Origin of the sequence: Paracoccus seriniphilus, assembly GCF_028553745.1 — a bacterium.
Classification (GTDB): Bacteria; Pseudomonadota; Alphaproteobacteria; order Rhodobacterales; family Rhodobacteraceae; genus Paracoccus; species Paracoccus seriniphilus.
Genome location: NZ_CP067129.1, coordinates 2,416,057 through 2,439,247, shown reverse-complemented (window position 1 = coordinate 2,439,247; position 23,191 = coordinate 2,416,057). Strand labels below are relative to the sequence as shown.

16 protein-coding genes and 1 pseudogene are annotated in these 23,191 nt (G+C 63.1%); 8 read left to right on the top strand and 9 right to left on the bottom strand.

Translation table 11 applies throughout. The features are described 5' to 3' along the window. The first annotated feature begins 5 nt into the window (after positions 1-5). Positions 6-851, top strand: coding sequence for a cytochrome-c oxidase, cbb3-type subunit III (gene ccoP, locus JHW44_RS11890; protein ID WP_245846764.1), 846 nt, complete (start codon positions 6-8; stop codon positions 849-851). 253 nt (positions 852-1,104) lie between these two features. Here the strand turns inward: ccoP and miaB are convergent, their stop codons facing one another. Continuing rightward, entirely contained in the window at positions 1,105-2,457 is a 1,353-nt protein-coding gene (miaB, locus tag JHW44_RS11885) for a tRNA (N6-isopentenyl adenosine(37)-C2)-methylthiotransferase MiaB (protein WP_089342693.1), read from the bottom strand. A 62-nt stretch (positions 2,458-2,519) separates the two neighbouring features. On the opposite strand from miaB, the gene JHW44_RS11880 reads away from it, so the two are divergent. Further along, entirely contained in the window at positions 2,520-2,846 is a 327-nt protein-coding gene (locus tag JHW44_RS11880; protein ID WP_089342694.1) for a TfoX/Sxy family DNA transformation protein, read from the top strand. 12 nt (positions 2,847-2,858) lie between these two features. On the opposite strand, the gene JHW44_RS11875 is transcribed toward JHW44_RS11880, so the two are convergent. Continuing rightward, positions 2,859-5,078: a ComEC/Rec2 family competence protein gene (locus JHW44_RS11875; protein WP_089342695.1), complete on the bottom strand. Its 2,220-nt coding sequence runs from the start codon at positions 5,076-5,078 to the stop codon at positions 2,859-2,861. Positions 5,079-5,193: 115 nt separating this feature from the next. Here JHW44_RS11875 and gltX point away from each other — a divergent pair, with 115 nt between their 5' ends. The 3 genes from gltX (at position 5,194) to JHW44_RS11860 (ending at position 8,715) form a co-directional block, all read left to right on the top strand. Next, positions 5,194-6,591 (top strand): glutamate--tRNA ligase, encoded by a 1,398-nt coding sequence (gene gltX / locus JHW44_RS11870; RefSeq protein ID WP_089342696.1) that lies wholly within the window; start codon positions 5,194-5,196, stop codon positions 6,589-6,591. Positions 6,592-6,669: 78 nt separating this feature from the next. Then, a complete protein-coding gene (gene gltA, locus JHW44_RS11865; protein ID WP_089342697.1) occupies positions 6,670-7,962 on the top strand; it encodes a citrate synthase in 1,293 nt (430 codons plus the stop codon). A gap of 96 nt (positions 7,963-8,058) precedes the next feature. Further along, a complete protein-coding gene (locus tag JHW44_RS11860) occupies positions 8,059-8,715 on the top strand; it encodes an SDR family NAD(P)-dependent oxidoreductase (RefSeq protein WP_089342698.1) in 657 nt (218 codons plus the stop codon). Between the two features lie 81 nt (positions 8,716-8,796). Here JHW44_RS11860 and JHW44_RS11855 read toward each other — a convergent pair whose 3' ends face one another. The 5 genes from JHW44_RS11855 to JHW44_RS11835 form a co-directional block, all read right to left on the bottom strand. Further along, positions 8,797-10,599 (bottom strand): aminopeptidase P family protein, encoded by a 1,803-nt coding sequence (locus JHW44_RS11855; RefSeq protein WP_245846728.1) that lies wholly within the window; start codon positions 10,597-10,599, stop codon positions 8,797-8,799. Continuing rightward, positions 10,596-11,288, bottom strand: coding sequence for a metal-dependent hydrolase (locus JHW44_RS11850; protein WP_089342699.1), 693 nt, complete (start codon positions 11,286-11,288; stop codon positions 10,596-10,598). The genes JHW44_RS11855 and JHW44_RS11850 overlap by 4 nt, the downstream gene beginning before the upstream one ends. A gap of 90 nt (positions 11,289-11,378) precedes the next feature. Continuing rightward, positions 11,379-13,121 (bottom strand): single-stranded-DNA-specific exonuclease RecJ, encoded by a 1,743-nt coding sequence (recJ, locus tag JHW44_RS11845; protein WP_089342700.1) that lies wholly within the window; start codon positions 13,119-13,121, stop codon positions 11,379-11,381. A 69-nt stretch (positions 13,122-13,190) separates the two neighbouring features. Further along, entirely contained in the window at positions 13,191-14,156 is a 966-nt protein-coding gene (glpX, locus tag JHW44_RS11840) for a class II fructose-bisphosphatase (protein ID WP_089342701.1), read from the bottom strand. 81 nt (positions 14,157-14,237) lie between these two features. After that, entirely contained in the window at positions 14,238-14,489 is a 252-nt protein-coding gene (locus tag JHW44_RS11835) for a BolA family protein (RefSeq protein WP_089342702.1), read from the bottom strand. Between the two features lie 82 nt (positions 14,490-14,571). Here JHW44_RS11835 and JHW44_RS11830 point away from each other — a divergent pair, with 82 nt between their 5' ends. Beyond that, positions 14,572-15,198 carry a J domain-containing protein gene (locus tag JHW44_RS11830; protein WP_089342703.1) on the top strand — a complete coding sequence of 209 codons (627 nt, stop codon included), beginning with the start codon at positions 14,572-14,574 and terminating at the stop codon, positions 15,196-15,198. Between the two features lie 7 nt (positions 15,199-15,205). Here JHW44_RS11830 and lnt read toward each other — a convergent pair whose 3' ends face one another. Together lnt and JHW44_RS11820 are read right to left on the bottom strand one after the other, a co-directional pair. Next, positions 15,206-16,771 carry an apolipoprotein N-acyltransferase gene (gene lnt, locus JHW44_RS11825; RefSeq protein ID WP_245846729.1) on the bottom strand — a complete coding sequence of 522 codons (1,566 nt, stop codon included), beginning with the start codon at positions 16,769-16,771 and terminating at the stop codon, positions 15,206-15,208. A 722-nt stretch (positions 16,772-17,493) separates the two neighbouring features. Further along, positions 17,494-19,029, bottom strand: a pseudogene (locus JHW44_RS11820) (DEAD/DEAH box helicase); the annotation flags it as partial. Positions 19,030-19,285: 256 nt separating this feature from the next. Between JHW44_RS11820 and JHW44_RS11815 the strand changes: the two are divergent. Together JHW44_RS11815 and argS are read left to right on the top strand one after the other, a co-directional pair. Then, positions 19,286-21,355 carry a cation:proton antiporter gene (locus JHW44_RS11815; RefSeq protein WP_089342704.1) on the top strand — a complete coding sequence of 690 codons (2,070 nt, stop codon included), beginning with the start codon at positions 19,286-19,288 and terminating at the stop codon, positions 21,353-21,355. An 82-nt stretch (positions 21,356-21,437) separates the two neighbouring features. Continuing rightward, on the top strand, positions 21,438-23,180 hold the full coding sequence (argS, locus tag JHW44_RS11810) for an arginine--tRNA ligase (protein ID WP_089342705.1): 1,743 nt from the start codon (positions 21,438-21,440) through the stop codon (positions 23,178-23,180). The last annotated feature ends 11 nt before the right edge of the window (positions 23,181-23,191 follow it).

Here is a 23,191-nt window from a genome sequence, read left to right as displayed (position 1 = left end):
TTGCCATGAACGAGGTCCCCTCCACAGGTCACGAATGGGACGGCATCACCGAGTTCGACAACCCGATGCCGCGCTGGTGGTTGTGGACCTTCTATGCAACCATCGTCTGGGCGATCGGCTATGTGATTGTCTATCCGGCGTTTCCGCTGATCAGCGGCACGACCAGCGGCCTGTTGCAGACCAGCACCCGCAAGCAGGTCGCCGAGGAGATCGAGCGTTTCGATCAGGCCAATTCGGCGATTCAGACCCGGCTGGCCTCGGTCGAACTGGACGAGATCCCGACGGATCCGGAACTGTCCAGCTATGCAGCCAACGCCGGGGGCGCGGTGTTCCGCACCTGGTGCGCGCAATGCCATGGCTCGGGCGCCGCGGGGGCCAAGGGATATCCCAACCTGCTGGACAATGACTGGTTGTGGGGCGGCTCGCTGGAAGAAATCTATACGACCGTTCAGCATGGTATCCGCGATCCGCTGGATGATGACGCCCGCTATTCCGAGATGCCGCGTTTCGGCACCGATGAATTGCTGGACCGCGCTCAGATCGATCAGGTCGTGAACTATGTCCTGTCCCTGTCCGAATTGCCCCATGACGGCGGCAAGGCAGCGGCCGGTGCCGAGATCTTTGCTGACAATTGCGCGGTCTGTCACATGGAGGACGGAACCGGTGATCGCTCGCAGGGGGCGCCCAATCTGGCGGATGCGGTCTGGCTGTATGGCAATGACCGCGAGACCCTGACGCGGATCGTCAGCGAAGGCCCTTTCGGCGTCATGCCGTCATGGTCCTCGCGGCTGAGCGAAGCCGATATTCGTGCTGTTGCCGCCTATGTTCACGGATTGGGTGGCGGAGAATAGTCATCGTGATCCTCGGTTCACCCTGTGAGCAACGGGGTGGAACGGCCGCTCCCAGTCCTGTTCGCGCGTTCCAATGGGGGCGGCCAATTATTCATGATCCCGATATCGCCAGATGCGAGATGTCGATGTGATCAAACGCCTTCGCGCCGCCTCGCTGGCGTGAAAGATGCCGGTCCCCTCCTGTTCGCGCGTTCCAAGGGGACCGGCAACTTTTCCCTTCGGCCCTTGAGTTCCCGGGCCGAAACGGGAAAAGTCAGGCATTCGCAGGCGAGGAAACAATCTTTCCGTGCAGCGAATTCGACGCGCTTTCCACGATCTGGACCTGCAGCAGGTCGCCGATCTCGGCCTCGGTCGTATCGACAAAGACCGAATGAAGATAGTCGGATTTGCCGATCATCTGCCCTGGCTGACGGCCCTGCTTTTCCAGCAGGACGCCAACCGTGCGGCCGACCATCGCCTCTTGCGTGGCCTTTTGCTGACGGGTCAGCAGGGCCTGCAGTTCCTGCAGGCGGGCATCCGCCACGGCGCCGTCAACCTCGGGGCGGTCATAGGCCGGAGTGCCGGGGCGCGGCGAGTATTTGAAGCTGAAGGCCGTGCCAAATCCGACCTCTTCGATCAGGCGCAGGGTGTCCTGATGATCCTGATCCGTCTCGCCGGGAAAGCCGACGATGAAATCGCTGGTCAGCAGAATGTCGGGGCGGGCGGCGCGAATGCGGTCGATCAGGCGCAGGTATTGCTCGGCGGTATGCTTGCGGTTCATCGCCTTCAGGATCCGGTCGCTGCCCGATTGCACCGGCAGGTGCAGATAGGGCATCAGCTGCGGCACGTCGCGATGTGCCTCGATCAGATCATCGGCCATGTCGTTGGGATGGCTGGTCGTATAGCGGATGCGGTCCAGCCCGTCCAATTCGCCCAATGCGCGGATCAGGCGGCCAAAGCCCCATTCGCGCCCGTCCTCGCCCAAGCCATGCCAGCCATTGACGTTCTGGCCCAGCAAGGTGATCTCGCGCACGCCGCGCGCCACCAGATCGCGGGCTTCGCGCATGATGCGTTCGACGGGGCGGCTGACCTCGGCCCCGCGCGTGTAGGGCACAACGCAGAAGGCACAGAATTTGTCGCAGCCTTCCTGAACCGTCAGAAAGGCGGCCGGCGCGCGACGAGTGGCGCGCCGCTCGGGCAGGTGGTCGAATTTGTCCTCTTCAGGGAAATCGGTGAGGATATTGGGGGCCTCGCCGCGTGCCATGGCGGGCAGGCGGTGATAGGTCTGCGGTCCGACGACCAGATCGACGACGGGCATGCGGCGCACGATTTCTTCGCCCTCGGCCTGCGCGACACAGCCGGCCACGCCGATTTTCAGATCGGGTCTTGCGGCCTTCAGCGGCTTCAGCCGGCCCAGATCGGAATACAGTTTCTCGGCGGCTTTTTCGCGGATATGACAGGTATTCAGCAGGACCATATCGGCCTCGGACTGGTCCTCGGTCAGGACATATCCTTCGCTGCCCATGGCTTCTGCCATGCGCTGACTGTCATAAACATTCATCTGGCAGCCATAAGTCTTGATGAAAAGCTTCTTGGCCGCCGGGGCGGTGGTGTCGTGATCACTCATGCCATGCTGTCCTTGAGGTTGCGGGGCTGATACAGGAAAGCAGGCGATTTGGGAAGGTCGGGATGGACAGCGATCTGGTCACAATCAAGCATATCGGACCCTCGACGGCCAGGGCGCTGATCGCGGCGGGGGTGCCAGATGCCGCGACATTGCGCAGGCTGGGCGCGCATGAGGCCTATCGCGCCCTGTTGCTGGCGGGGGAAAAACCGCATTTCGTCTGGTATTACGTGATGCATATGGCCCTGCAAGGGCGGCCCTGGAATGACTGCCGTGGTCCCGAGAAAGAGGCCTTGCGGTTGCGTTTCGACGCTCTGGTGGCAGAAACGCGTCAACCCTCGCTCAGCGGGCTGGAGGCGGCTCTGGACGAAATCGGCCTGCGCAAGCCCTGAATGGGGCCTGATTCAGGGCGACATTTCCAAGGGCTGATCCACGGTCGATGGCACCGGCATCGAATCGCGGAAATCGATGGCGACCGCCCCGGTGTCTCGCAGGCGCTTCGGGTCCAGTGTCAGACAGGGCGCGGTCCGGGGCAGGTCCTTGATGGCTTCGGTGGAGACAAGAATGGTTCTGGGGCCGCATTTCCGCGCCGCGCGTTCGCCCGACCCCTTGCCGGTCAGATGCCAGACCTGCCAGCCGGCAGGCAATCTGGCATGGCGGTCGCGCTTGTCGCCCGTCCAGGCGGGGCGCTGTGCAGCATCTGCCTGCCGGGCCGTGTCGCCATCCTCCAGCAGCCATGACTTGACGACGAAGGCGCCGCCTGACGGTTTGGAGATTGCGCGGCCCCGACCGGTCATGAGTCCGACAGCCTCGCCTTGGGGGGCGATCAGCAGCAGGGGGCGTTGCACCGTCAGCCAGAGCATCGCCCCCGCCGCCAGCATTGCCCCCCCACTGATGAAACCGGCCAACAGTGCGGGCGTCCGCCCGGTCAGCAGCTGGGGCCGCCAGCACAGAACGCAAAGCGTAGCGCCGAATCCCATCAAGGGGATCACTGTGGCCTGGGGTTGGGCGATGGCGGTGACGGCACCGCCCAGCCCGGCGACAAATGCGGCGACCTTCAGCATCCATGCGGTGCCAAGGCCCATCACCCAAAGCGCCGGATCTGCAAGTCCCAAAGGGGCCAGCAGCGCGGCAACGACCCCGGCAGGCATGACGAAGGTGCCCATCACCGGCACGGCCAGAAGATTGGCCAGCAACCCGTATTGCGCCATCCGGTTGAAATGCGCGGCGGCAATCGGAGAGGTCGCCAGACCAGCCACCAGTGAAGATATCAGCAACATCGCCACAGGTCGCAGCAATGCCGGGACATGCGGGGCAAGGCGTGACCAGGGACCATAGGAAAGGATAAGCGCGACGGTCGCCGCAAAGCTCATCTGGAAACCCGGCGAGGCCAGCGATTCGGGGCTGAAGATCAGGATGATCGTGGCCGCCAGGGCGACGGTGCGCAGCGATATGGCGCGCCGGTCCGCCAGTATGGCGCCCAGCATCACCGCGACCATGACGAAGGCGCGCTCGGTCGCGACGCCGCCACCCGACAGCCACAGGTAACCGGCCGATGCCAGCAGGGCGCAAAACGCTGCCAACTTGTGCGCGGGGAGGGCGGCCAGCAGGCCCGTTGCCTGCAGCGCCGCCGTCGCAATGCGCAGGGTGGCATATACGAAACCGGCCAGCATGCTCATGTGCAGGCCGGAAATCGAGATGATGTGATACAGGTTCGAGGCCCGCATGACGGCATTGGTGCTCTCATGAATGCCCGAGCGGTCGCCGGTCATCAGGGCGGCCGCCACCGCGCCCTCTTGCCCGCCAATACCCGCACGAATGGCAGCAGCGAGGTCAAGACGTGCGCGCTGTATCCGCCATATGCCGCCCTCGGGCGGTGCCATCGTCAGCACCGGGTTGCGGGTATAGCCGACGGCGCCCAGTCTTGCGAACCAGGCATGCTGGCGAAAATCAAAACTGCCGGGCGCGGCAGGTCCGGGGGGCGGTCCGAGATGGCCGGTCATCATCACGCGCTGACCCAGAGCCGGAAGATCCCTGTCGTCGACCCCGATCAGGGACAGGCGCACGCGGTGCGGAGTCAGCTGCTGCGGCAGATCACGCAGTCGAAGCTGATCCAGCGTCAGGCGAATTCGGTCCCGTGCCGAACGGTCGATCGCGACCAGCCGGCCCTCGATGGGGCCGTAATAGCGCCATTCCAGAACAGGTGCGGCCACCATGGCCGAACGGAAGGCCGCTATCCCCGTGCCCGCGGCAATCAAGGCAATGGCCATTCCACCAAGGCGCAGCCGGTCCGCCAAGATACCCGCCGTTCCGCCGCTTTCGGCCCAGAACTTCGCGCCAAGGGACAGGAGGACGCCCGTCAGCATCGGCAATGACAGTAATGGCCACAGGATTGCGGGTTCCGGCATGGGGCAGCCAAACCAGATCACGATTCCGGCCGAGAGGCATAGCGGCACCCAGGCAAACAGCCCCGCCTTTCCCGCTGAGGGAGGGCGGGGCCCTGCGTCCATCCCGTGATCGGCGGCCCCGGAACCGGTCGGAGCAGAACCGGAACCCGGTGCGGATGCGGGCGGCGACAGCTTTCCAGGGCCGGTCCTGTATGGCAGGCCGGTCTGGATGGTCATTCTTGTCCTTTCCACGGCGGTTAATTATGTCATGCCCTGAAAGATGACATGGGCTGCTTACCAAAGCGTTAATGGGCGCATGTCTTGCAGTGACAATCCACTCATGAAGGCCTCCATGTCCGAAAACACCCAGATCGTTACCCGCTTTGCCCCGTCTCCGACCGGCTATCTGCATATTGGCGGCGCCAGAACGGCTCTGTTCAACTGGCTGTATGCGCGCGGACGCGGCGGCAAGTTCCTGTTGCGGATCGAAGACACCGACCGCGCGCGCTCGACCCCCGAGGCAACTGCCGCCATTCTGCAGGGGCTGACCTGGCTGGGTCTGGACTGGGACGGCGAACCGTTCAGCCAGTTTGCTGCCAAGGACCGTCATACCGAGGTCGCGCAAGAAATGCTGGAGGCGGGCAATGCCTACAAGTGCTATTCGACGCCCGAAGAGATCGCCGCATGGCGCGAAGCCAATCCCCGGCAACCGTTCCAGAGCCCCTGGCGCGATGCCAGGGAAACCCCCGATGCGCCCTTTGCCATCCGGCTGAAGGCTCCGCGCGAGGGTGAGACGATCATCTCTGACGCCGTGCAGGGCGATGTACGCGTCGCCAATGATCAGCTGGACGACATGATCCTGTTGCGCAGCGATGGTACACCGACCTACATGCTGGCTGTCGTTGTGGACGATCATGATATGGGCGTGACGCATGTCATCAGGGGTGACGACCATTTGACCAATACCGCGCGCCAGATCCAGATCTATGACGCCATGGGCTGGAAACGTCCGGTCTTTGCCCATATCCCGCTGATCCATGGCGAGGATGGCAAGAAGCTGTCCAAGCGTCACGGGGCGGTCGGTCTGCATGAATTCGCACAGCTGGGCTATCCGCCCGCCGCGATGCGCAATTATCTGGCGCGTCTGGGCTGGAGCCATGGCGATGACGAATTGTTCGATGATGCACAGGCGCGCGAATGGTTCGATCTGGACGGAATCGGCAAGGCCCCCGCGCGGCTGGATTTCAAGAAGCTGGAACATGTCAGCAGCCATCACCTGAAAACCATGCCAGAGGCAGATCTGCTGGCGGCTCTGGAAAATTTCCTGTCCGATACCGATCAGCCGGCACTGACCGCACAGCAGAAGGAGCGGCTGGTTTCTGCGCTGCCGGCGCTGCGCGAAAAGGCGAAAACCCTGCCGCAAATGCTGGATCAGGGACGCTTTGCGCTGACCTCGCGCCCGATCGAGATCGAACCCAAGGCTGCCAAGGCGCTGGATACGGTATCCCGTGGTATGCTGAAATCATTGACTGCCGTATTGCAGCATGCTAGCTGGACGCGAGACGAGCTGGAGCAGGCCGCCAAACAGGTTGCTGAAGAGAACGGCGTCGGGTTGGGCAAGATTGCGGGGCCCCTTCGCGCTGCCTTGGCCGGCCGAACTGCGACACCCAGCGTATTTGACATGATGACGGCGCTTGGCCGCGAGGAATCGTTGGCCCGGCTTCAGGATCAGACAGAACTGGCAGGCTGAAGCCTGCTCTCACTTGCCAGGGTCGGACCATGCGATTTCGCTTTGGACGACCCGGCTTAGCCGGAAAGGACGTTTTGGATGGCCGATACGAAGACCGCCAAACTATTGCTTAATGATTCCGAATACGAGCTGCCGATCCTCAGCCCGACAAAGGGGCCTGACGTTCTGGATATCCGCAAGCTCTACGGGCAGGCGGATGTGTTCACCTATGACCCGGGGTTTACCTCGACGGCCAGCTGTGATTCGACCATCACCTTCATCGATGGTGACAAGGGTGAGCTGTGGTATCGCGGTTATCCGATCGAGCAACTGGCCGGAAAATCGCATTATCTCGAAGTCTGCTATCTGCTTCTTTACGGTGAGCTGCCGACCGCAGAGCAGATGTTCGACTTTGAGAACCGTGTGACCCGTCACACCATGGTGCATGAGCAAATGCACAACTTCTTCCGTGGATTCCGCCGGGATGCACATCCGATGGCGACCATGGTTGCCGTGGTTGGTGCGATGTCGGCCTTCTATCACGATTCCACCGATATCAACGATCCGTGGCAGCGTGAGGTGGCTTCGATCCGTCTGATCGCGAAACTGCCGACGATTGCCGCAATGGCCTATAAGTATTCGATCGGCCAGCCCTTCGTCTATCCGCAGAACGAACTGGATTACGCATCGAACTTCCTGAACATGTGCTTCTCGGTTCCGGCCGAGAAATACAACGTGAACCCGGCCCTTGCCCGCGCGATGGACCGCATCTTCACGTTGCATGCCGATCACGAACAGAACGCCTCGACCTCGACCGTGCGTCTGGCAGGTTCTTCGGGCGCCAATCCCTTTGCCTGTATCGCTGCGGGTATCGCTTGCCTGTGGGGTCCGGCTCATGGCGGTGCCAACCAGGCTTGCCTTGAAATGCTGCGTGAAATCGGCAGCGTCGAGCGCATTCCCGAATTCATCAAGCGCGCCAAGGACAAGGACGATCCCTTCCGCCTGATGGGCTTTGGCCACCGCGTCTACAAGAACTTCGACCCGCGTGCGAAGGTCATGAAGGAATCGGCGGACGAGGTCCTGGACCTGCTGGGCATCCACGACAACCCGACGCTGCAGGTTGCCAAGGAACTGGAAAAGATCGCGCTCGAGGACGATTATTTCGTGTCCAAGAAGCTCTATCCGAATGTCGACTTCTATTCGGGCATCATTCTGGAAGCGATGGGTTTCCCGACCTCGATGTTCACGCCGATCTTTGCCCTGTCGCGCACGGTCGGCTGGATCGCGCAGTGGAAGGAAATGATCGGCGATCCGCAGAACAAGATCGGTCGTCCGCGTCAGCTGTATGTGGGTTCGGGCAAACGCGACTATATCGACGTCGCGAACCGCTGATCGTGACGAAAACAGAAACGGAATCGGGGCCTCTTCGGGGGCCCCTTTTCCTTGGGCATCTTGCATGGTTGCGATGCCGGTGGCATGGGGTGTTGCATGAGTGACAAGACAGAAAAACTGGCGCTGGTGACCGGCGCATCGCGAGGTCTGGGCGCAGCATTGGCCGAAGGGCTGGCGGCGCGGGGCTATCATGTTCTTGCCGTTGCGCGCACCGTGGGCGCCTTGGAAGAGCTGGATGACCGGATCAGGGTGGCGGGTGGCTCGGCCACGCTGGCACCGATGGATGTCGGCGAGGCCCCCGCCATGCAGCAGCTGGCGCAGGCCGTGCAGGATCGTTGGGGTGGGCTGGATTTCTGGGCGCATTGTGCCGTGCATGCGGCGCCATTGTCGCCCGTGCCCCATATCGACGGCAAGGACTGGTCCAAGTCGATGCTGATCAATGTCGAGGCGGTGCGCGGGATGATCGCGCTGCTCGAGCCATCGTTGCGCGCGCGTTCGGGCACAGCGATGTTCTTTGACGACAATCGGGCGGGGCAGAAGTTCTTTGGGGCCTATGGGGCCACCAAGGCGGCACAGATCGCATTGGCGCGCAGTTGGCAGGCCGAAACCCGGACCATCGTGCCGCGCGTCGTCATTGCCGAACCTGCGCCCATGCCCACGGCCGTGCGGGCGCGCTTTTTCCCCGGCGAAGATCGCGCCGGGCTGACCAATTGCAGGGATGAGGCCGAAAGGATCCTTGCGGCGACGCTCTGACCGTATCGCAATGACCGTGCCGCAATGCAAACAGCGCAGGCCGAATGTGACCTGCGCTGTTCATGGCTTGGCAAGGGCGGGTCAGATGCCCAGAGGCCGGGTCGCCTGATCAAGCCAGTCGCAGGTGCTGTCATCCAGATGCGGGGTCAGGGCCTCACGAACGCGCTGATGATAGCCGTTCAGCCAGTCGATCTCATCACGGGCCATGGCCGACAAATCTACGCAGCGCGTGTCTATCGGGCAGAGGGTCAGGGTCTCGAACCCCAACATCCTGCGGCCTGCCTCGGCCTCGACCTCGGTCACGACCACGAGGTTTTCGATCCGGATGCCGAAACTGCCTTCGCGATAATATCCCGGTTCGTTCGACAGGATCATGCCCGTCTGCAGGGGCAGATCGCTGGTCCGGCTGATGCGGATCGGTCCCTCATGGACGCAGAGCGCCGCACCGACGCCATGGCCCGTGCCATGGTCGTAATCCTGTCCGTGATGCCACAGATACTGACGCGCCAGCGCGTCCAGATGGCCACCCGAGACCCCCACCGGAAAGCGTGCCCGGCTCAACGAGATCATGCCGCGCAGCACCGCCGTATAGGGTGCGACGGCCTCGGGCGGCGGGGCGCCCATGGGCAGGCTGCGGGTGATATCGGTTGTGCCATTGGGATATTGGCCACCGGAGTCGATCAGCAGCATCTCTCCATCGCCAATCCTGCGATTGGTCGCCTGGGTGACGCGGTAATGCACGATGGCCCCGTTCGGACCAGCGCCGCAGATCGTGTCGAAGCTGATGTCATAGATCCCGGCCTCGCTGCGGAATGCCTCGAGTTTCCGGACCACGTCGATTTCGGTCAGAGAGCCGGCGGGCTGCTGGTCCAGCCATGACAACAGCCGCACCATGGCGACCCCGTCAGCAAGATGGGCTTCGCGCATGCCACGCAGCTCGGCGGAGTTCTTGCGGGATTTCGGCAGAATCGCCGGATCGGGGGCTGGCGCGATATGTGTCGATGCCTGTTCCAGCAGCCTGAAGGCGGCTTCGGGCGCGGTTGCGGGATCAATCCGCACCGGTCCGGGCAGATCCAGCAGGGCGGGCGTCAGCCCTTCGGGGTGCAGGATCGATACGTCATTGCCCAGGAAACGCCGCAGGTCATCGTCAAATTTCGCCGGATCGCTGAACAGGGTGACATGACCGTCATCCGCCAGCACGGCAAAGCCCTGCACGACCGGATTCTTGGGCAGATCGCTGCCGCGGATATTCAACAGCCATGAAATCGAATCGGGCAGCGACAGAAAGGCAGCGGCATGGCCGTCACGCTTCAACTCGGCAGCCAACCTTGCGCGTTTGTCCGCAGATGTTTCGCCCGCCAGTTCGATGTCATGGGCCCTTGCGCGACCGACAGGCGGGGCAGGGCGGTCGGGCCAGATCGCATCGACCAGGTTTTCCTCGGTCGCGATCAGACCCAGGCCGCTGCCCTCCAGCCCGCTGTCCATCGCCTCGATTTCCTTGCGGCTGTGCAGCCATGGGTCAAAGCCGATGCGCCCCCCGGCGGGCAAAGCCTCGCGCAGCCAATGAGACGGGCGGGTTTCCGGCCAGGGCACTGGGGTGAAATGCGCCAGATCGACCTGATCCTTGACCTGCACGCGATAGCGGCCGTCGATAAAGACGCCCGCCTGCCGCTGGGTGACGATGGCAAAGCCGGCGCTGCCGGTAAAGCCGGTCAGCCAGGCCAGCCTTGCATCGGCTTCGGCGACATATTCGCCCTGATGGGCGTCAGCACGCGGAATGATGAAGGCATCCAGCCCTTCTTGCCGCATCCGGTTGCGCAGATCGGCCAGCCTTGTGGCGTGATGGCCCTGCTGGGCCGCGTCGTCAAAGCTCTGATAGGTCAAAGTTCAAGCGCCTTCATGACCTCAGGCTCGATGACATCGACCTCCGGAAGCGCCTTCTGCAACTCGGCCGCGGATTGTTCCAGCAGCGGGAAGGTGCGGTAATGGCAGGGGATGATGGTCTTGAAATCGAAATATTTTTTCGCGGCAAAGGCGGCGCGTTTCATGTCCATGGTGAAATAGCCTCCGGCGCTGAGAATGCCGATGTCGGGCTGGTGGTATTCGCCCATCCACTGCATGTCGGCCATGATGTCGGTGTCGCCGCTGACATAGATGGTGTGCCCTTCCCCGGCGATCATGTAGCCCGATTCATGACCGGCATAGATCGGACCATCCGCACCTTCCAGCGAACTGGAATGCGAGGCATTGACCATCGTCACCTGGGCGCCGCCCAGATCGATCGTTCCGCCCTTGTTGAAGCCGATTCCGGTGATGCCCTGATGTTGGGCCCAGCTGTTGATCAGATCATAGATGCCGGCCACAGGTATCTTCAGTTCGCGTGCGATCGAAAGCGTGTCTCCGGTATGGTCGCCATGGCCGTGCGTCAGCAGGATATGGGTTGCCCCCCTTATGGCATTGTCGCGCTGATCCTCGGGAAAGACCGGATTGCCCGAGAGCCAGGGGTCGATCAGAATTACCGCATTCTCGATTTCCAGACGAAAGCCGGAATGTCCAAGCCAGGTCAGTTTCATGTCTGCCTCCTAAAGCAAGTTTGAAGGCAGGTTAGCGGCGAGTTTGACGACAGGCCAGCACCCGATGCGGGAAAGGCTGGCAGGTGGCATTCACGCGGCGAGGGCGGCGTCATCCAGACGCAGGCGCAGACGTTCGCGTCCGCCCCAAGTGGACAGCTCCAGCTTGCCCGCCAGATGGAACCGGCGGCCCTTGGCGCCGATCAGCGCCGGTCCCAGCGGCCCGTTCATGGCGCCCCATGCCACGGCTTCCATCCTGGCCGATCCCGAACTGCGGAAATTCAGACGCAGGTGGCTTTCGCCCATGGTGCTGGCGCTGTCGATCAACTGATTGGCAAAGACGAATCGCGGCGCGGGGGCGGCCTGCCCATAGGGTCCGGCATCCTCCAGCTGGCGGAACATGGCCGGGGTCGCACCCGTCGGTTCCAGCAGGCCCGAGACGCGCATTTCGCCGGTGCTGCTGCGATTTTCCAGATCACGGGCCAGCAATTCGGCAAGGCGCTCCATCGCGGGGGCGATCTGATCTTCCCTGACGGTCAGCCCGGCCGCCATCTCATGTCCGCCGCCTTTCAGCAGCAGGCCTTCGCGCGCAAGGCGCTGGATCGCGCGGCCCAGATCGACGCCGGGCACGGATCGCGCCGAACCCTTGCCGATTCCATGTTCGATACCGATCACGACCGAGGGGCGGTCCGTTGCCTCTTTGATGCGAGCGGCGACAATGCCAACCACGCCGGGATGCCAGCCTTCGCCCGCGGCCCATGACAGCGGCGCTTCGCCGCGTGCCTCGACCTGAGCCAACGCCTCGTTGCGCACAGCGGCCTCGATGGCACGGCGATCCCGGTTCAACTCGTCCAGCTGTGCGGCCAGTTTCACGGCCTCTTCGGGGGTTCGGGCCGACAGGCAGAGTGCGCCCAGATCGGCGCGTCCGACACGCCCCCCGGCATTGATGCGCGGGCCCAGAAGAAAGCCCAGATGAAAGGCGTTCGGTGGTCCGTCAAGCCGGGCGATATCGGACAGGGCGACAAGACCCGGGCGCTGCCTGCGGGCCATGATTGTCAGGCCCTGACGCACAAAGGCACGGTTGACGCCAACCAGAGGGGCGACATCGGCCACTGTTGCCAGGGCCACCAGATCCAGCATTGCCATCAGGTCAGGCTCGGCGCGCTGCATGCCGCGCAACACACGCCCGGCCTGAACCAACGTCAGGAACACGACGCCCGCAGCACAAAGATGCCCCAGCGCGCCGTCTTCATCGGCGCGGTTCGGGTTCACGACGGCCAGGGCGGGGGGCAGGGTTTCGCCGCCAAGATGGTGGTCAAGAACCAACACATCAGCACCTTTGGCAGCGGCCAGCGCATCATGGCTGAGCGTGCCGCAATCGACGCAGATGATCAGGTCATGGCTGGCGGCCAGCTGTGCCATGGCTGGTTCATTGGGGCCATAGCCCTCATCGATCCGGTCGGGGATATACAGGGTCGCATCACGTCCCTGACCGCGCAGCCAATCCAGCAACAGTGCCGCCGAACTGCCGCCATCGACATCGTAGTCAGCAAAAATCGCGATGCGTTCCTTCGCGACGGTCGCCTGAACCAGACGCTCGGCAGCGGTCTTCATGTCACGCAGCGAAAGCGGGTCAGGCAGCAGGTCACGCAGTTTCGGTGTCAGGAAACCGGCGCTTGCCTCGGCATCAACGCCGCGTTCGGCCAGAACCCGGGCAACAGCCAGCGGCAGGCCGGTTTGCTGTGCCAGCCCTTCGGCCAGGCGTTCCAGCGCGGCGTCGGGGCCAACCCAGCACCGACCGGTCAGCGATTGCTCGATGCCCAGAAATGCCAAGATGCCTCTTTTCAGTCAGGGTTCTGCCGCAGGCAGAGGGGATGGGCGGGGATGGATGACCCCGCCCTGAAATCAGCGAACCGGGTTGCGATAGATCATGCGCCGGACCGAGCCGGTTTTCGAACGCATCAGGATCGTTTCGGTCTGCAGGAAGCCCGGCTCGCGCTTGACCCCGGCCACGATCGAACCATTGGTCACGCCGGTTGCCGCAAAGATGACATCGGCCGTCACCAGTTCGTCTCGCGAATAGACCCGGTCCAGATCGGTGATGCCGGCCTTGCGGGCGCGGCCTCTTTCGTCATCATTGCGGAACAGCAGGCGGCCCCACATCTGACCCCCCATGCATTTCAGCGCCGAAGCGGCCAGCACGCCCTCGGGTGCGCCGCCCGAACCCATATACATGTCGATGCCGGTCAGAGCGGCCTCGGCAGTGTGGATAACCCCGGCGACATCGCCATCGGTGATCAGGCGGATCGCCGCGCCGGTTTCGCGGACCTGAGCAATCATGTCCTCGTGGCGGGGGCGCTCCAGAATACAGACGGTGATGTCGCTGTCCTTGCAGCCGCGTGCCTTGGCCAGCGCGCGCACGCGCTCGGCCGGAGACATGTCGAGGCTGACGACATCCTTGTCATAGCCCGGACCGATGGCCAGCTTGTCCATATAGACGTCGGGTGCATGCAGCAGGGTGCCGCGCGGCGCCATGGCAATGACGGTCAGCGCGTTGGGCATGTCCTTGGCGGTCAGCGTCGTGCCTTCCAGCGGGTCCAGCGCGATATCCACCTCGGGACCGTTGCCGGTTCCGACCTCTTCCCCGATATACAGCATCGGGGCCTCGTCGCGCTCGCCTTCGCCGATGACGACGACGCCCTTGATGTCCAGCATGTTCAGCTGGTCACGCATGGCGTTGACGGCGGCCTGATCTGCGGCCTTTTCATCGCCACGACCGATAAGTTGGGCCGATGCGTGGGCTGCGGCCTCGCTGACGCGGGCCAGCCCCAAGGACAGCATGCGATCATTGAAATCCTTGGGCGCGGTCATGTTCGTTTTCCTCTCGACGGCAAGTTCCGTGGGGTTCTACGCTTCCACTGTGACGCGGGCAAGACTGGGGGCGCTAACTGATCAGTTTTCTGTCAGATCCAGCGCCAGCGCATGGATGCGCGGGACGATATCCCCCAGGGTCTTGTGCACCAGCCGGTGGCGCGCCACCCGCGACAGCCCCGCAAGGGCCGGGCTGGCCATGCGGATACGGAAATGGCTTTCACCACCTTCGCGAAAACCGGCGTGACCGCGATGGCTCTCGCTTTCATCAATGATTTCCAGCTGCGTGGGATTCAGAACGGCCAGTCTTTGGCGCATTTCATCGGCAATCATCCGAATATTCCTTGTTTCAAGACCTTTCATGTCCCTCGAAATAGACTAAACTGCTGCCTCCGAGTCGCAAAGGTCCCTTAGAATGAGCAGTAACGACCCGTTTGGTTTCGACATTTCCGCGGCCAAAGACAAGAAGCGCCGGTCCAAGGGCCGCCGCGGCATGTCTGGTGCGTTCGAGACTTCGACCCGTATATGTGACAAGGCGGGTTGCAATGAGCCTGCCCAATATCGCGCGCCGAAGAACCCGCGCAATCTGGACGACTATTTCTGGTTCTGCAAAGAACATGTTCGCGAATACAACGCGAACTGGAACTATTTCCAGGGGCAAAGCGAAGAAGAGTTTCAGGACTTTCTGGACAATGCCACCGTATGGGAGCGCCCGACCAAGCCCTTCAGCCGCGGCGCGAAGGAACAGGCCTGGGCCCGCCATGGTGTCAATGATCCGCTGGAAATCCTGGGCGCCAACGGGACTTCGGTCGAGGCGCGCGCCAAGATCAGCCGCAAGCTGCCCCCTGCCGAGCGCAAGGCGATCGAGATCCTCGAGGCCAAGGACAACTGGACCCGTGCCGAGATTCGCAAGCAATACAAGGCGCTGGTCAAGGTTCTGCATCCCGACATGAATGGCGGCGATCGTTCCGACGAAGAGCGTCTTGCCGAGGTGGTCTGGGCCTGGGATCAGGTCAAGGAAAGCCGCTACATCCGCGACTGAGGCCCGTTCAGCCCCGGCGATCTGTGCCGCGCTGGACAGGACGCGGCGCAGCGAAGGCCAGTCCCAGCGCCAGCAGCGCGATCAGCACCACCGGCCATGGGCCCAGACGCAGCCATAATGTCGGGGCCATGGCGCCGGGCAGTTGTGCGTCGATCTTGCCCGTCTTGCCCAGGGCCAGTGTCTGGCGCAGCTGACCATGTGCGTCGATGACGGCGCTGATGCCGGTATTGGCGGCGCGAATCAACGGCAGGCCGCTTTCGATGGCGCGCAGCCGTGCCTGCGCAAGATGCTGATAAGGGCCCGAGAATGTGCCGAACCAGCCGTCATTGGTGATCTGCAGGACCCATTGCGGGCGTTCGTCCAGTCCGCGCAGATGTTGCGGGAAAATCGCTTCATAGCAGATCAGAGGCTGAAAACCGGGCAAGCCGGGCAGGGACAGGACGCGTGGGCCGGCCCCGGCAGAATAGCCGTTGCCCGTTTGCGCGGCAAAGGCCGTGATTCCGATTCGGGCCAGCGCGTCGCCCCATGGCATGTATTCGCCAAAGGGAACCAGGTGAAACTTGTCATAGACGGTCTGTATCCCGCCGTCCCGGGACAGCAGCGCAAGGCTGTTGTAAAAGCGCATGCCATCACGCCGCTGGATGCCCAGGGCCAATGGCGCGCCGGCACTGGCCGTCATGCGGGGCAGCAGGTCAGGCGCATCGTCCAGCAGGAAATTCACCGCCGTTTCCGGCCAGATCACCAGATCGCGCCGTCCGGGTTCCGAGGACAGATCCATCAGCCTGCGGAAAAACACTGCCGACCATTCCGGATCCCATTTCAGATGTTGTTCGGCATCGGGCTGAACGATTCGCAGGACGATATCGTGATCGGGCGGCAAAGGCGCGCTCAGTCGTGCCAGTCCGGCGGCCCAGCCCATGCCCAGCAGCAGGATCGAGGCCAGAATGCCCGGCAGCACCCCAAGAACGACAGGGGTCATGCGCCGCCACAGCAATCCCGGCAGCAGGGCCATGGAAATCGTGATCAGGCTCAGCCCGATAGCGCCGCCCCATGCTGCAAGCTGTGCCACCGGCGTGTCGGCCCATATATGTCCGGTCAGCGACCAGGGCAGCCCGGTGAATATCCATCCTCGCAGCCAGTCCGACAACAGCAGGGCCGCCGCAGCAGCCACCATCCGGTTGCGCCAGCCGACGGTAAGCCTGCTGGCCATCCAGACCGGCACGGCCCAGAACAGCGCGCCTCCGACCGCCATCAGGACCAGCGCAAAGGGCGCCATCCAGCCATAGATTTCCGGCTCTACCAGGAAAGGTTCGACGATCCAGCTCATCGACAGACCGAACCAGCCGAACCCGGCGGCCAAGGCATGCCAGAAGGTCGCACTGCGCGAGGCACGACCCAGACGCCAGAGCAGGATCGCAAGCGCGGCAATGGTGGCACCCCAGACCCCGAATGGCGCCAGACCAAGCGCAGCAATGATGCCCAGCAGCAGGTCTGCCAGCAGTTGCGCGAATGCGGGGCGATGCCCCCGCGTCAGGCGCGGAGGATCAAGCAGGCTTCTGTGCAACGCGCGCACGGCAGGGATCAGGCGTCGGCCTGATCCGCGCCCTCGCCCTGAGCCTTGGTGGGCTCTTCGGCGGCAGGCTCGGCCTTTTTGCGACGCGTGCGTTTCGGCGCGGGCTTGGGCTCGGAGGCAGTCTCTGCCTCGGCTTCCGCGGCGGGTTCAGCGGCTTTCTTGCGCCGGGTCCGCTTGGGCTTGGGCTTTTCTTCCGCCGCCGGTTCCGCCACGGGGCTGGCCGCTTCTTCGGTCGCGGCGGGTGCCGCTGTCTCGGCTGCGGGCTCGCTCTTGGGTTTGCGGGCGCGCGGCTTGCGGGGTTTCGGCGCGGGTTTGGCCTTCTCTTCGACAGGCGCGGCTTCGGCTGCGGCCGTTTCTGTGCTTGTCTCGGCTGCGGCCTCCGTCACGGGTTCCGTTGTCGCGGTCTCGGTCGTTGCCGCAGCGGCGGTTTCGCTTTTCCGCCGACGTGTCCGCTTGGGTTTGACGGGGGCTTGCGCGACTGGTGCTTCGGCGGCAGGGGCTTCGGCCGTGGTGGTTTCGGCTGCGCCGGTCTCGGCCGGGGGCGGGGCGGAAGCGGCCTCTGCCTCGGAAGCTGCCGGTGCTTCGGCCTTGTTTTCCGTGCTTTCGGTTGCTGTCACATCCTCGGCGGGCTTCGTGCGGCGACGGCTGCGACTGCGGCGCGCGGGCTTTTCGGCCTGGGCAGGGGCGGGCGCTTCCGCCGTGGTCACGACGGTGGCCTTGTCCTCGCCGTCATCCGACGCATCGGAGCCCGAGGTCAGCGAGGCGGGACGCAATTCGACCAGCATGAACTGCGGCACATGATCGCCCATGCCCATGACTGCCGGGCCACGATGGTCATCGTGCCGCCCGCGGCCACGCCGACGATCATCGCGATTCTGTTCGCGTTTTTCGGGACGAGGCTGTTCCTCGCGGCGGGGGCTGGGGACGGTGGCTTCTTTTTTCACGGGCTCTTCGCTGCGTGTTTGCTGAGGCTCGGGTTGAGCCGTGGTCTTGGGCTGTTCGTCGTCATTGCGGCTGCCACGACGGCGATCGCGGCTGGAACCGCGCCGTTCATTGCGATCCGGGCGATCCGAACGCGAGGAGGGGCGGGCATTTGCCGAAACGGCAAAGCCTTCCGGCTCCTTGCTGCGCGGCAGGGTCTGTTTCACCAGATTCTCGATGGCCGACAGATATTTCTCATCTGCGGGCGAGGCGATGCTGATGGCGGTTCCCAAGCGACCGGCACGACCGGTCCGGCCGATCCGATGAACATAATCCTCGGCATGGCTGGGAAGATCAAAGTTGAAGACATGGCTGACGGCCGGAATGTCCAGACCGCGCGCCGCCACGTCGGAGGCGATCAGCAGCTTCAGATTGCCATCGCGGAAACCTTCCAGCGTCTTGGTGCGGTGGCTTTGATCCAGATCGCCATGCAGCGGAGCGGCATCATAGCCATGCTTTTTCAGCGACTTCGCAACGATATCGACATCTGTCTTGCGGTTGCAGAACACGATGGCATTGGTCAGCTTCTCGCCTTCGGCATCGATCAGCGCGCGCAGCAGGTCGCGTTTGTGCTTGGCGGTCTGGTCGCGGCGCGCGGGGGCGATTTCGATCAGCCGCTGGGTGATCGTCTCGCTGGCGGTGGCCTGACGCGCAATCTCGATTCGCTCGGGGGCGTGCAGGAAGGTGTTGGTGATGCGCTCGATCTCTGGGGCCATGGTGGCGCTGAAGAACAGCGTCTGGCGCGTGAAGGGCGTCAGCTGGAAGATCCGTTCGATGTCGGGAATGAAGCCCATGTCCAGCATCCGGTCGGCTTCGTCCACGACCATGATCTGCACGCCGGTCAGCAGCAGCTTGCCGCGTTCGAAATGGTCCAGCAGGCGGCCGGGAGTGGCAATCAGCACGTCAACGCCGCGGTCGATCAGCTTGTCCTGTTCGCCAAAGCTGACACCGCCGATCAGCAGCGCCTTGGTCAGACGGGTGTTCTTGGCATAGGTGTCAAAGTTCTCGGCGACCTGCGCGGCTAGTTCCCGTGTCGGGCACAGAACCAGCGAGCGCGGCATCCGCGCGCGCGCGCGTCCACGACCCAGCAGGGTGATCATCGGCAAGGTGAAGCTTGCAGTCTTGCCGGTTCCCGTCTGAGCAATGCCCAGAACATCGCGGCCTTCCAGAGCGGGCGGAATGGCGCCAGCCTGGATCGGGGTCGGATGTTCATATCCGGCATCGACAACTGCCTGCAGGACCTTGGGGTCAAGTTTCAGATCGGTAAATTTCGTCATTCGGGGCTTTCCAAGCTCTCGCGCCAGATGCGCGTCGCGTTCCATGCCGCCGGGCATAAATGCAGTCGTGCGGCCTTTGTGGGACGCAATTCCGCACGCCCCTTCGGTTGGCACGCCGGATGCGCGCCATGTTTCGCCTAGACCAAAGCAGCTATAACGTCAATGATTTCACCAGAAACCCTGCTGAAAGGGCAGGTCGGGCGGAACTATCCCCTTTGGGGCGTGTTCGCCTGTATCATCAGGGGCAGGGGCGCGTATGGCAACGGAACTGACAGGCGGGCTGAGTGCAATGCAGGCCTTTGCTGTGGTCGGAATCGCAGGGGTCGGCGCGCAATGGCTGGCATGGCGGTTCAGATTGCCGGCAATCGTGCTGATGCTGGCGGCGGGGCTGTTCCTGGGTCCGGTGACAGAGATATTCGTTCCCTCGCGTGACATCGGGGATGTGATTCCGCCGATGATCGCGCTGGCCGTGGCGGTCATCCTGTTCGAGGGCGGGCTGACGCTGAGCTTCAAGAAACTGGCCGATGCGCGCCCCGGCGTGCGACGGCTTGTCTATATCGGTGCGCCGCTGGGATGGCTGATGTCATCGCTGGCGCTGGTCTTCGTGGCCGGGCTGGGCTGGGAATCGGCGATTGTCTTCGGCGGCATCATGATCGTGACCGGACCCACCGTGATCGCACCGCTGTTGCGACAGGCCAAGCTGACCTCGCGCCCAGCACAGATCCTGCAATGGGAGGGTATCGTCAACGACCCGATCGGTGCGCTGGTCGCTGTGTTCGCGCTTGAGATCGTGCTGGTCCGCAATACCGGGGTGACCTGGGGTGAGGCCCTGGCGCAACTGGTGCTGGGCATCGGCTTTGCGGCGGTGATCGGGGTTCTGGCCGGTTACATGGTGGTTCAGGCCTTCCGGCGCGGCTGGGTGCCCGAATACATGAAGGTGCCCCTGCTGTTCGTGACGGTGCTGGGGGTCTTCGCGGGTGCCGACAGCCTGTTGCATGAAAGCGGATTGCTGGCGGTGACGGTCATGGGCCTGGTCATCGCGAATGCCGATCTGCCCAGCTATCATGAACTGCACCGTTTCAAGGAACATGCCACGATCCTGCTGGTGTCAGGTGTTTTCATCCTGTTGGCGGCCAGCATCCGCTTTGAAACCCTGGCCCAGTTGAACTGGTGGCGGGCAGGGCTGTTCGTCGCCTCGGTGGTGTTGATCGCGCGGCCGGTGACGGTGATGCTGTCACTGATCGGGACCAATCTGCCTATCAAGGAACGCCTGCTGATTGCCCTGACCGGGCCGCGCGGGGTGGTTCTGGTCGCGGTCTCAGGGATTTTCGCCGAAAGGCTGGTCAATGAAGGGATCGAGGATGGTGCGCTGATCGCTCCGCTGGCCTTCGTGCTGGTGCTGGTGACGGTGGTGCTGCACGGCTTCACGCTGGCGCCTTTGGCGCGACGCATGGGGCTGACTTCGGGCGACCGTCCGGGTCTGTTGATCGTGGGGGGATCGCTGTTCGCAACCGGTTTGGCCAAGGCGCTGGAAAAGGCCGATGTGAATGTGCTGATCACCGATACCAACCGTGACCACCTGCGCACCGCGCGCGCCGTCGGCGTGCAGACTTTCTATGGCGACATTCTGGGGGATGCTGCCGAACATAATGTCGAGTTCATCGCTTATGGCGCGATTCTGGCCGCATCTGACAATGATGCCTATAACACCTTGGTGGCCACGGATCTGGCACCTGAATTCGGACGTGATTCGATCTGGCAGTTGGCGCGCCACAAGGAAGACCGTGCACGCCATGCCTTGCCGACGCAACTGGGCGGGCAGACGATCGAGGGCAATCGCACCTTGGCACAATATCTTGAACTGCTTGGCGAGGGCTGGATCTTTCGCACGACACGGCTGACCGAGGAATACCGTCTGGAGGCATGGCGCGAGGCGCGTCCCGGCGCCATTCCCCTGGCCGTGGTGCAGAACGGGCAGCTGTGGCTGGTCAACAGCGAGGATGATCTGGTCGACAAGCCCGACATATATATCGTGTCGATGCTGCCCCCCGATGTCGCCCAGCAGATCGAGCAGGAAAACGAGGCACAGACAGCGCCCAAGGATAGCGCCCGAGAGGTCGCCCGCGCCGAGGCCGAGGCCGTCCGCCGCGGCGAGGGAAGTGGCAGCGTGCCGGGCGGCGAAAATGCTACTGCGGCTGACCGGCTGCGTGATCAATCGAAGGATGACCCCGATCTGATGGAATCGCAGGGCGATGTCTCGGACGGGGATAGAACCCCGCGCGAACCGCCGCAAAAGGACCCAGACGCGGATTTGCCCAAGGACTGATCCGTCGGGGAACAGGCCTTCATGCTGTTGACCTTTGCCGCATGCAGGCGTTAACCCCCGATGGTCAGTCAGGAAGCAGATCATGAACCTTTTCACCGATCTTCGCGGCGTCGTTGTCGAGGCGCTGGATCAGATGTCGCTTGCGGGCGAATTGCCCGCAGGGCTTGATTATCGCAATGTCGCCGTGGAACCCCCGCGCGATCCCGCACATGGCGATATGGCCACCAATGCCGCCATGGTGCTGGCCAAACCCGCCGGCATGAAGCCGCGCGAGATTGCCGACAAGCTGGCCGCCCGCCTGACCGATCCGCGGATCGCCAGTGCCGAAGTGGCGGGGCCGGGTTTTCTGAACCTGCGGTTGTCGCCTGCGGTCTGGCAGGGGGTGATCACCACTGCCATTCGCGAAGGCAAGGCATTCGGCCGGTCCGACATCGGCCGCAACCAGAAGGTCAATGTCGAATTCGTCAGCGCCAACCCGACCGGGCCGATGCATGTCGGCCATGTGCGCGGCGCGGTATTCGGTGATGCGCTGGCCAATCTGCTGGATTTCTCGGGCCATGATGTCACCCGCGAATACTACATCAATGACGGCGGCGCACAGGTCGATGTGCTGGCGCGTTCGGCCTATGAGCGTTATCGCGAGGCCAACGGGCTGGAACCCGAGATTCGTGAAGGGCTGTATCCGGGCGATTATCTGATCCCCGTCGGCGAGGCGCTCAAGGAAAAATACGGCGAATCGCTGCTGGACAAACCGGAGAGCGAATGGCTGGTCGAACTGCGTGAATTCGCGACTCAGGCGATGATGGAAATGATCCGGCAGGATCTGGCCGCGCTCGGTGTGCGCATGGATGTCTATTCCAGCGAAAAGGCACTTTATGGCACAGGCAAGATCGAGGCGGCGATCGAACGGCTGAACAGCCTTGGCCTGATCTATCGCGGCGTGCTGGAACCGCCCAAGGGCAAACTGCCCGAGGATTGGGAAGCGCGCGAACAACTGTTGTTCAAATCCAGCGCCCATGGCGATGACGTGGATCGCCCGATCCAGAAATCGGATGGCGCATGGACCTATTTCGCACCCGATATCGCCTATCACTGGGACAAGATCGACCGTGGCTTTGACCAGTTGATCGACGTCTTCGGGGCCGATCACGGCGGCTATGTCAAACGCATGACCGCTGCGGTGAAAGCACTGTCGGACGGGCGTGTGCCGCTGGACGTCAAGCTGATCCAGCTGGTCAAGCTGTACAAGAATGGCGAGCCCTTCAAGATGTCCAAGCGCGCGGGCACATTCGTGACCCTGCGCGATGTGGTCGAGGAAGCGGGGGCCGATGTGACCCGTTTCATCATGCTGAACCGCAAGAACGACGCGCCGCTTGATTTCGATTTCGCCAAGGTTCTGGAACAGTCCAAGGACAACCCGGTCTGGTATGTGCAATATGCCAGCGCAAGGGTGCATTCGGTGCTGCGCCGCGCCAGGGATTCGGGAATTGATGTGTCCGATCAGGCGCTGATCGGCGCCGATCTTGGTGCAATTTCCCATCCCGCCGAGCTTGACTTGGCCCGGAAAGTTGCCGAATGGCCACGCCTGATCGAACATGCGGCCCGCGCGCATGAGCCTCATCGCGTCGCATTTTTCCTCTATGAGATCGCCTCGGACCTGCATTCCCTTTGGAATCGGGGCAATGACGACACCAGTCTGCGCTTTGTGCAGGATGGCGATTCGGCAACGACACAAGCAAAAATCGCGTTGGTTCGGGCCGTTGGCGTTGTCATTTCAAGTGGTCTCGCTATCCTTGGGGTCACTCCGGCGGAAGAAATGCGCTGAACAAACGGCGC

What these genes read in the sequence shown, in the direction of transcription:
- ccoP (WP_245846764.1), top strand. Translation starts at nt 6, where the DNA reads ATGAACGAGGTCCCCTCCACAGGTCACGAATGGGACGGCATCACCGAG.
- miaB (WP_089342693.1), bottom strand. Translation starts at nt 2,457, where the DNA reads ATGAGTGATCACGACACCACCGCCCCGGCGGCCAAGAAGCTTTTCATC.
- JHW44_RS11880 (WP_089342694.1), top strand. Translation starts at nt 2,520, where the DNA reads ATGGACAGCGATCTGGTCACAATCAAGCATATCGGACCCTCGACGGCC.
- JHW44_RS11875 (WP_089342695.1), bottom strand. Translation starts at nt 5,078, where the DNA reads ATGACCATCCAGACCGGCCTGCCATACAGGACCGGCCCTGGAAAGCTG.
- gltX (WP_089342696.1), top strand. Translation starts at nt 5,194, where the DNA reads ATGTCCGAAAACACCCAGATCGTTACCCGCTTTGCCCCGTCTCCGACC.
- gltA (WP_089342697.1), top strand. Translation starts at nt 6,670, where the DNA reads ATGGCCGATACGAAGACCGCCAAACTATTGCTTAATGATTCCGAATAC.
- JHW44_RS11860 (WP_089342698.1), top strand. Translation starts at nt 8,059, where the DNA reads ATGAGTGACAAGACAGAAAAACTGGCGCTGGTGACCGGCGCATCGCGA.
- JHW44_RS11850 (WP_089342699.1), bottom strand. Translation starts at nt 11,288, where the DNA reads ATGAAACTGACCTGGCTTGGACATTCCGGCTTTCGTCTGGAAATCGAG.
- glpX (WP_089342701.1), bottom strand. Translation starts at nt 14,156, where the DNA reads ATGACCGCGCCCAAGGATTTCAATGATCGCATGCTGTCCTTGGGGCTG.
- JHW44_RS11835 (WP_089342702.1), bottom strand. Translation starts at nt 14,489, where the DNA reads ATGATTGCCGATGAAATGCGCCAAAGACTGGCCGTTCTGAATCCCACG.
- JHW44_RS11830 (WP_089342703.1), top strand. Translation starts at nt 14,572, where the DNA reads ATGAGCAGTAACGACCCGTTTGGTTTCGACATTTCCGCGGCCAAAGAC.
- JHW44_RS11815 (WP_089342704.1), top strand. Translation starts at nt 19,286, where the DNA reads ATGGCAACGGAACTGACAGGCGGGCTGAGTGCAATGCAGGCCTTTGCT.
- argS (WP_089342705.1), top strand. Translation starts at nt 21,438, where the DNA reads ATGAACCTTTTCACCGATCTTCGCGGCGTCGTTGTCGAGGCGCTGGAT.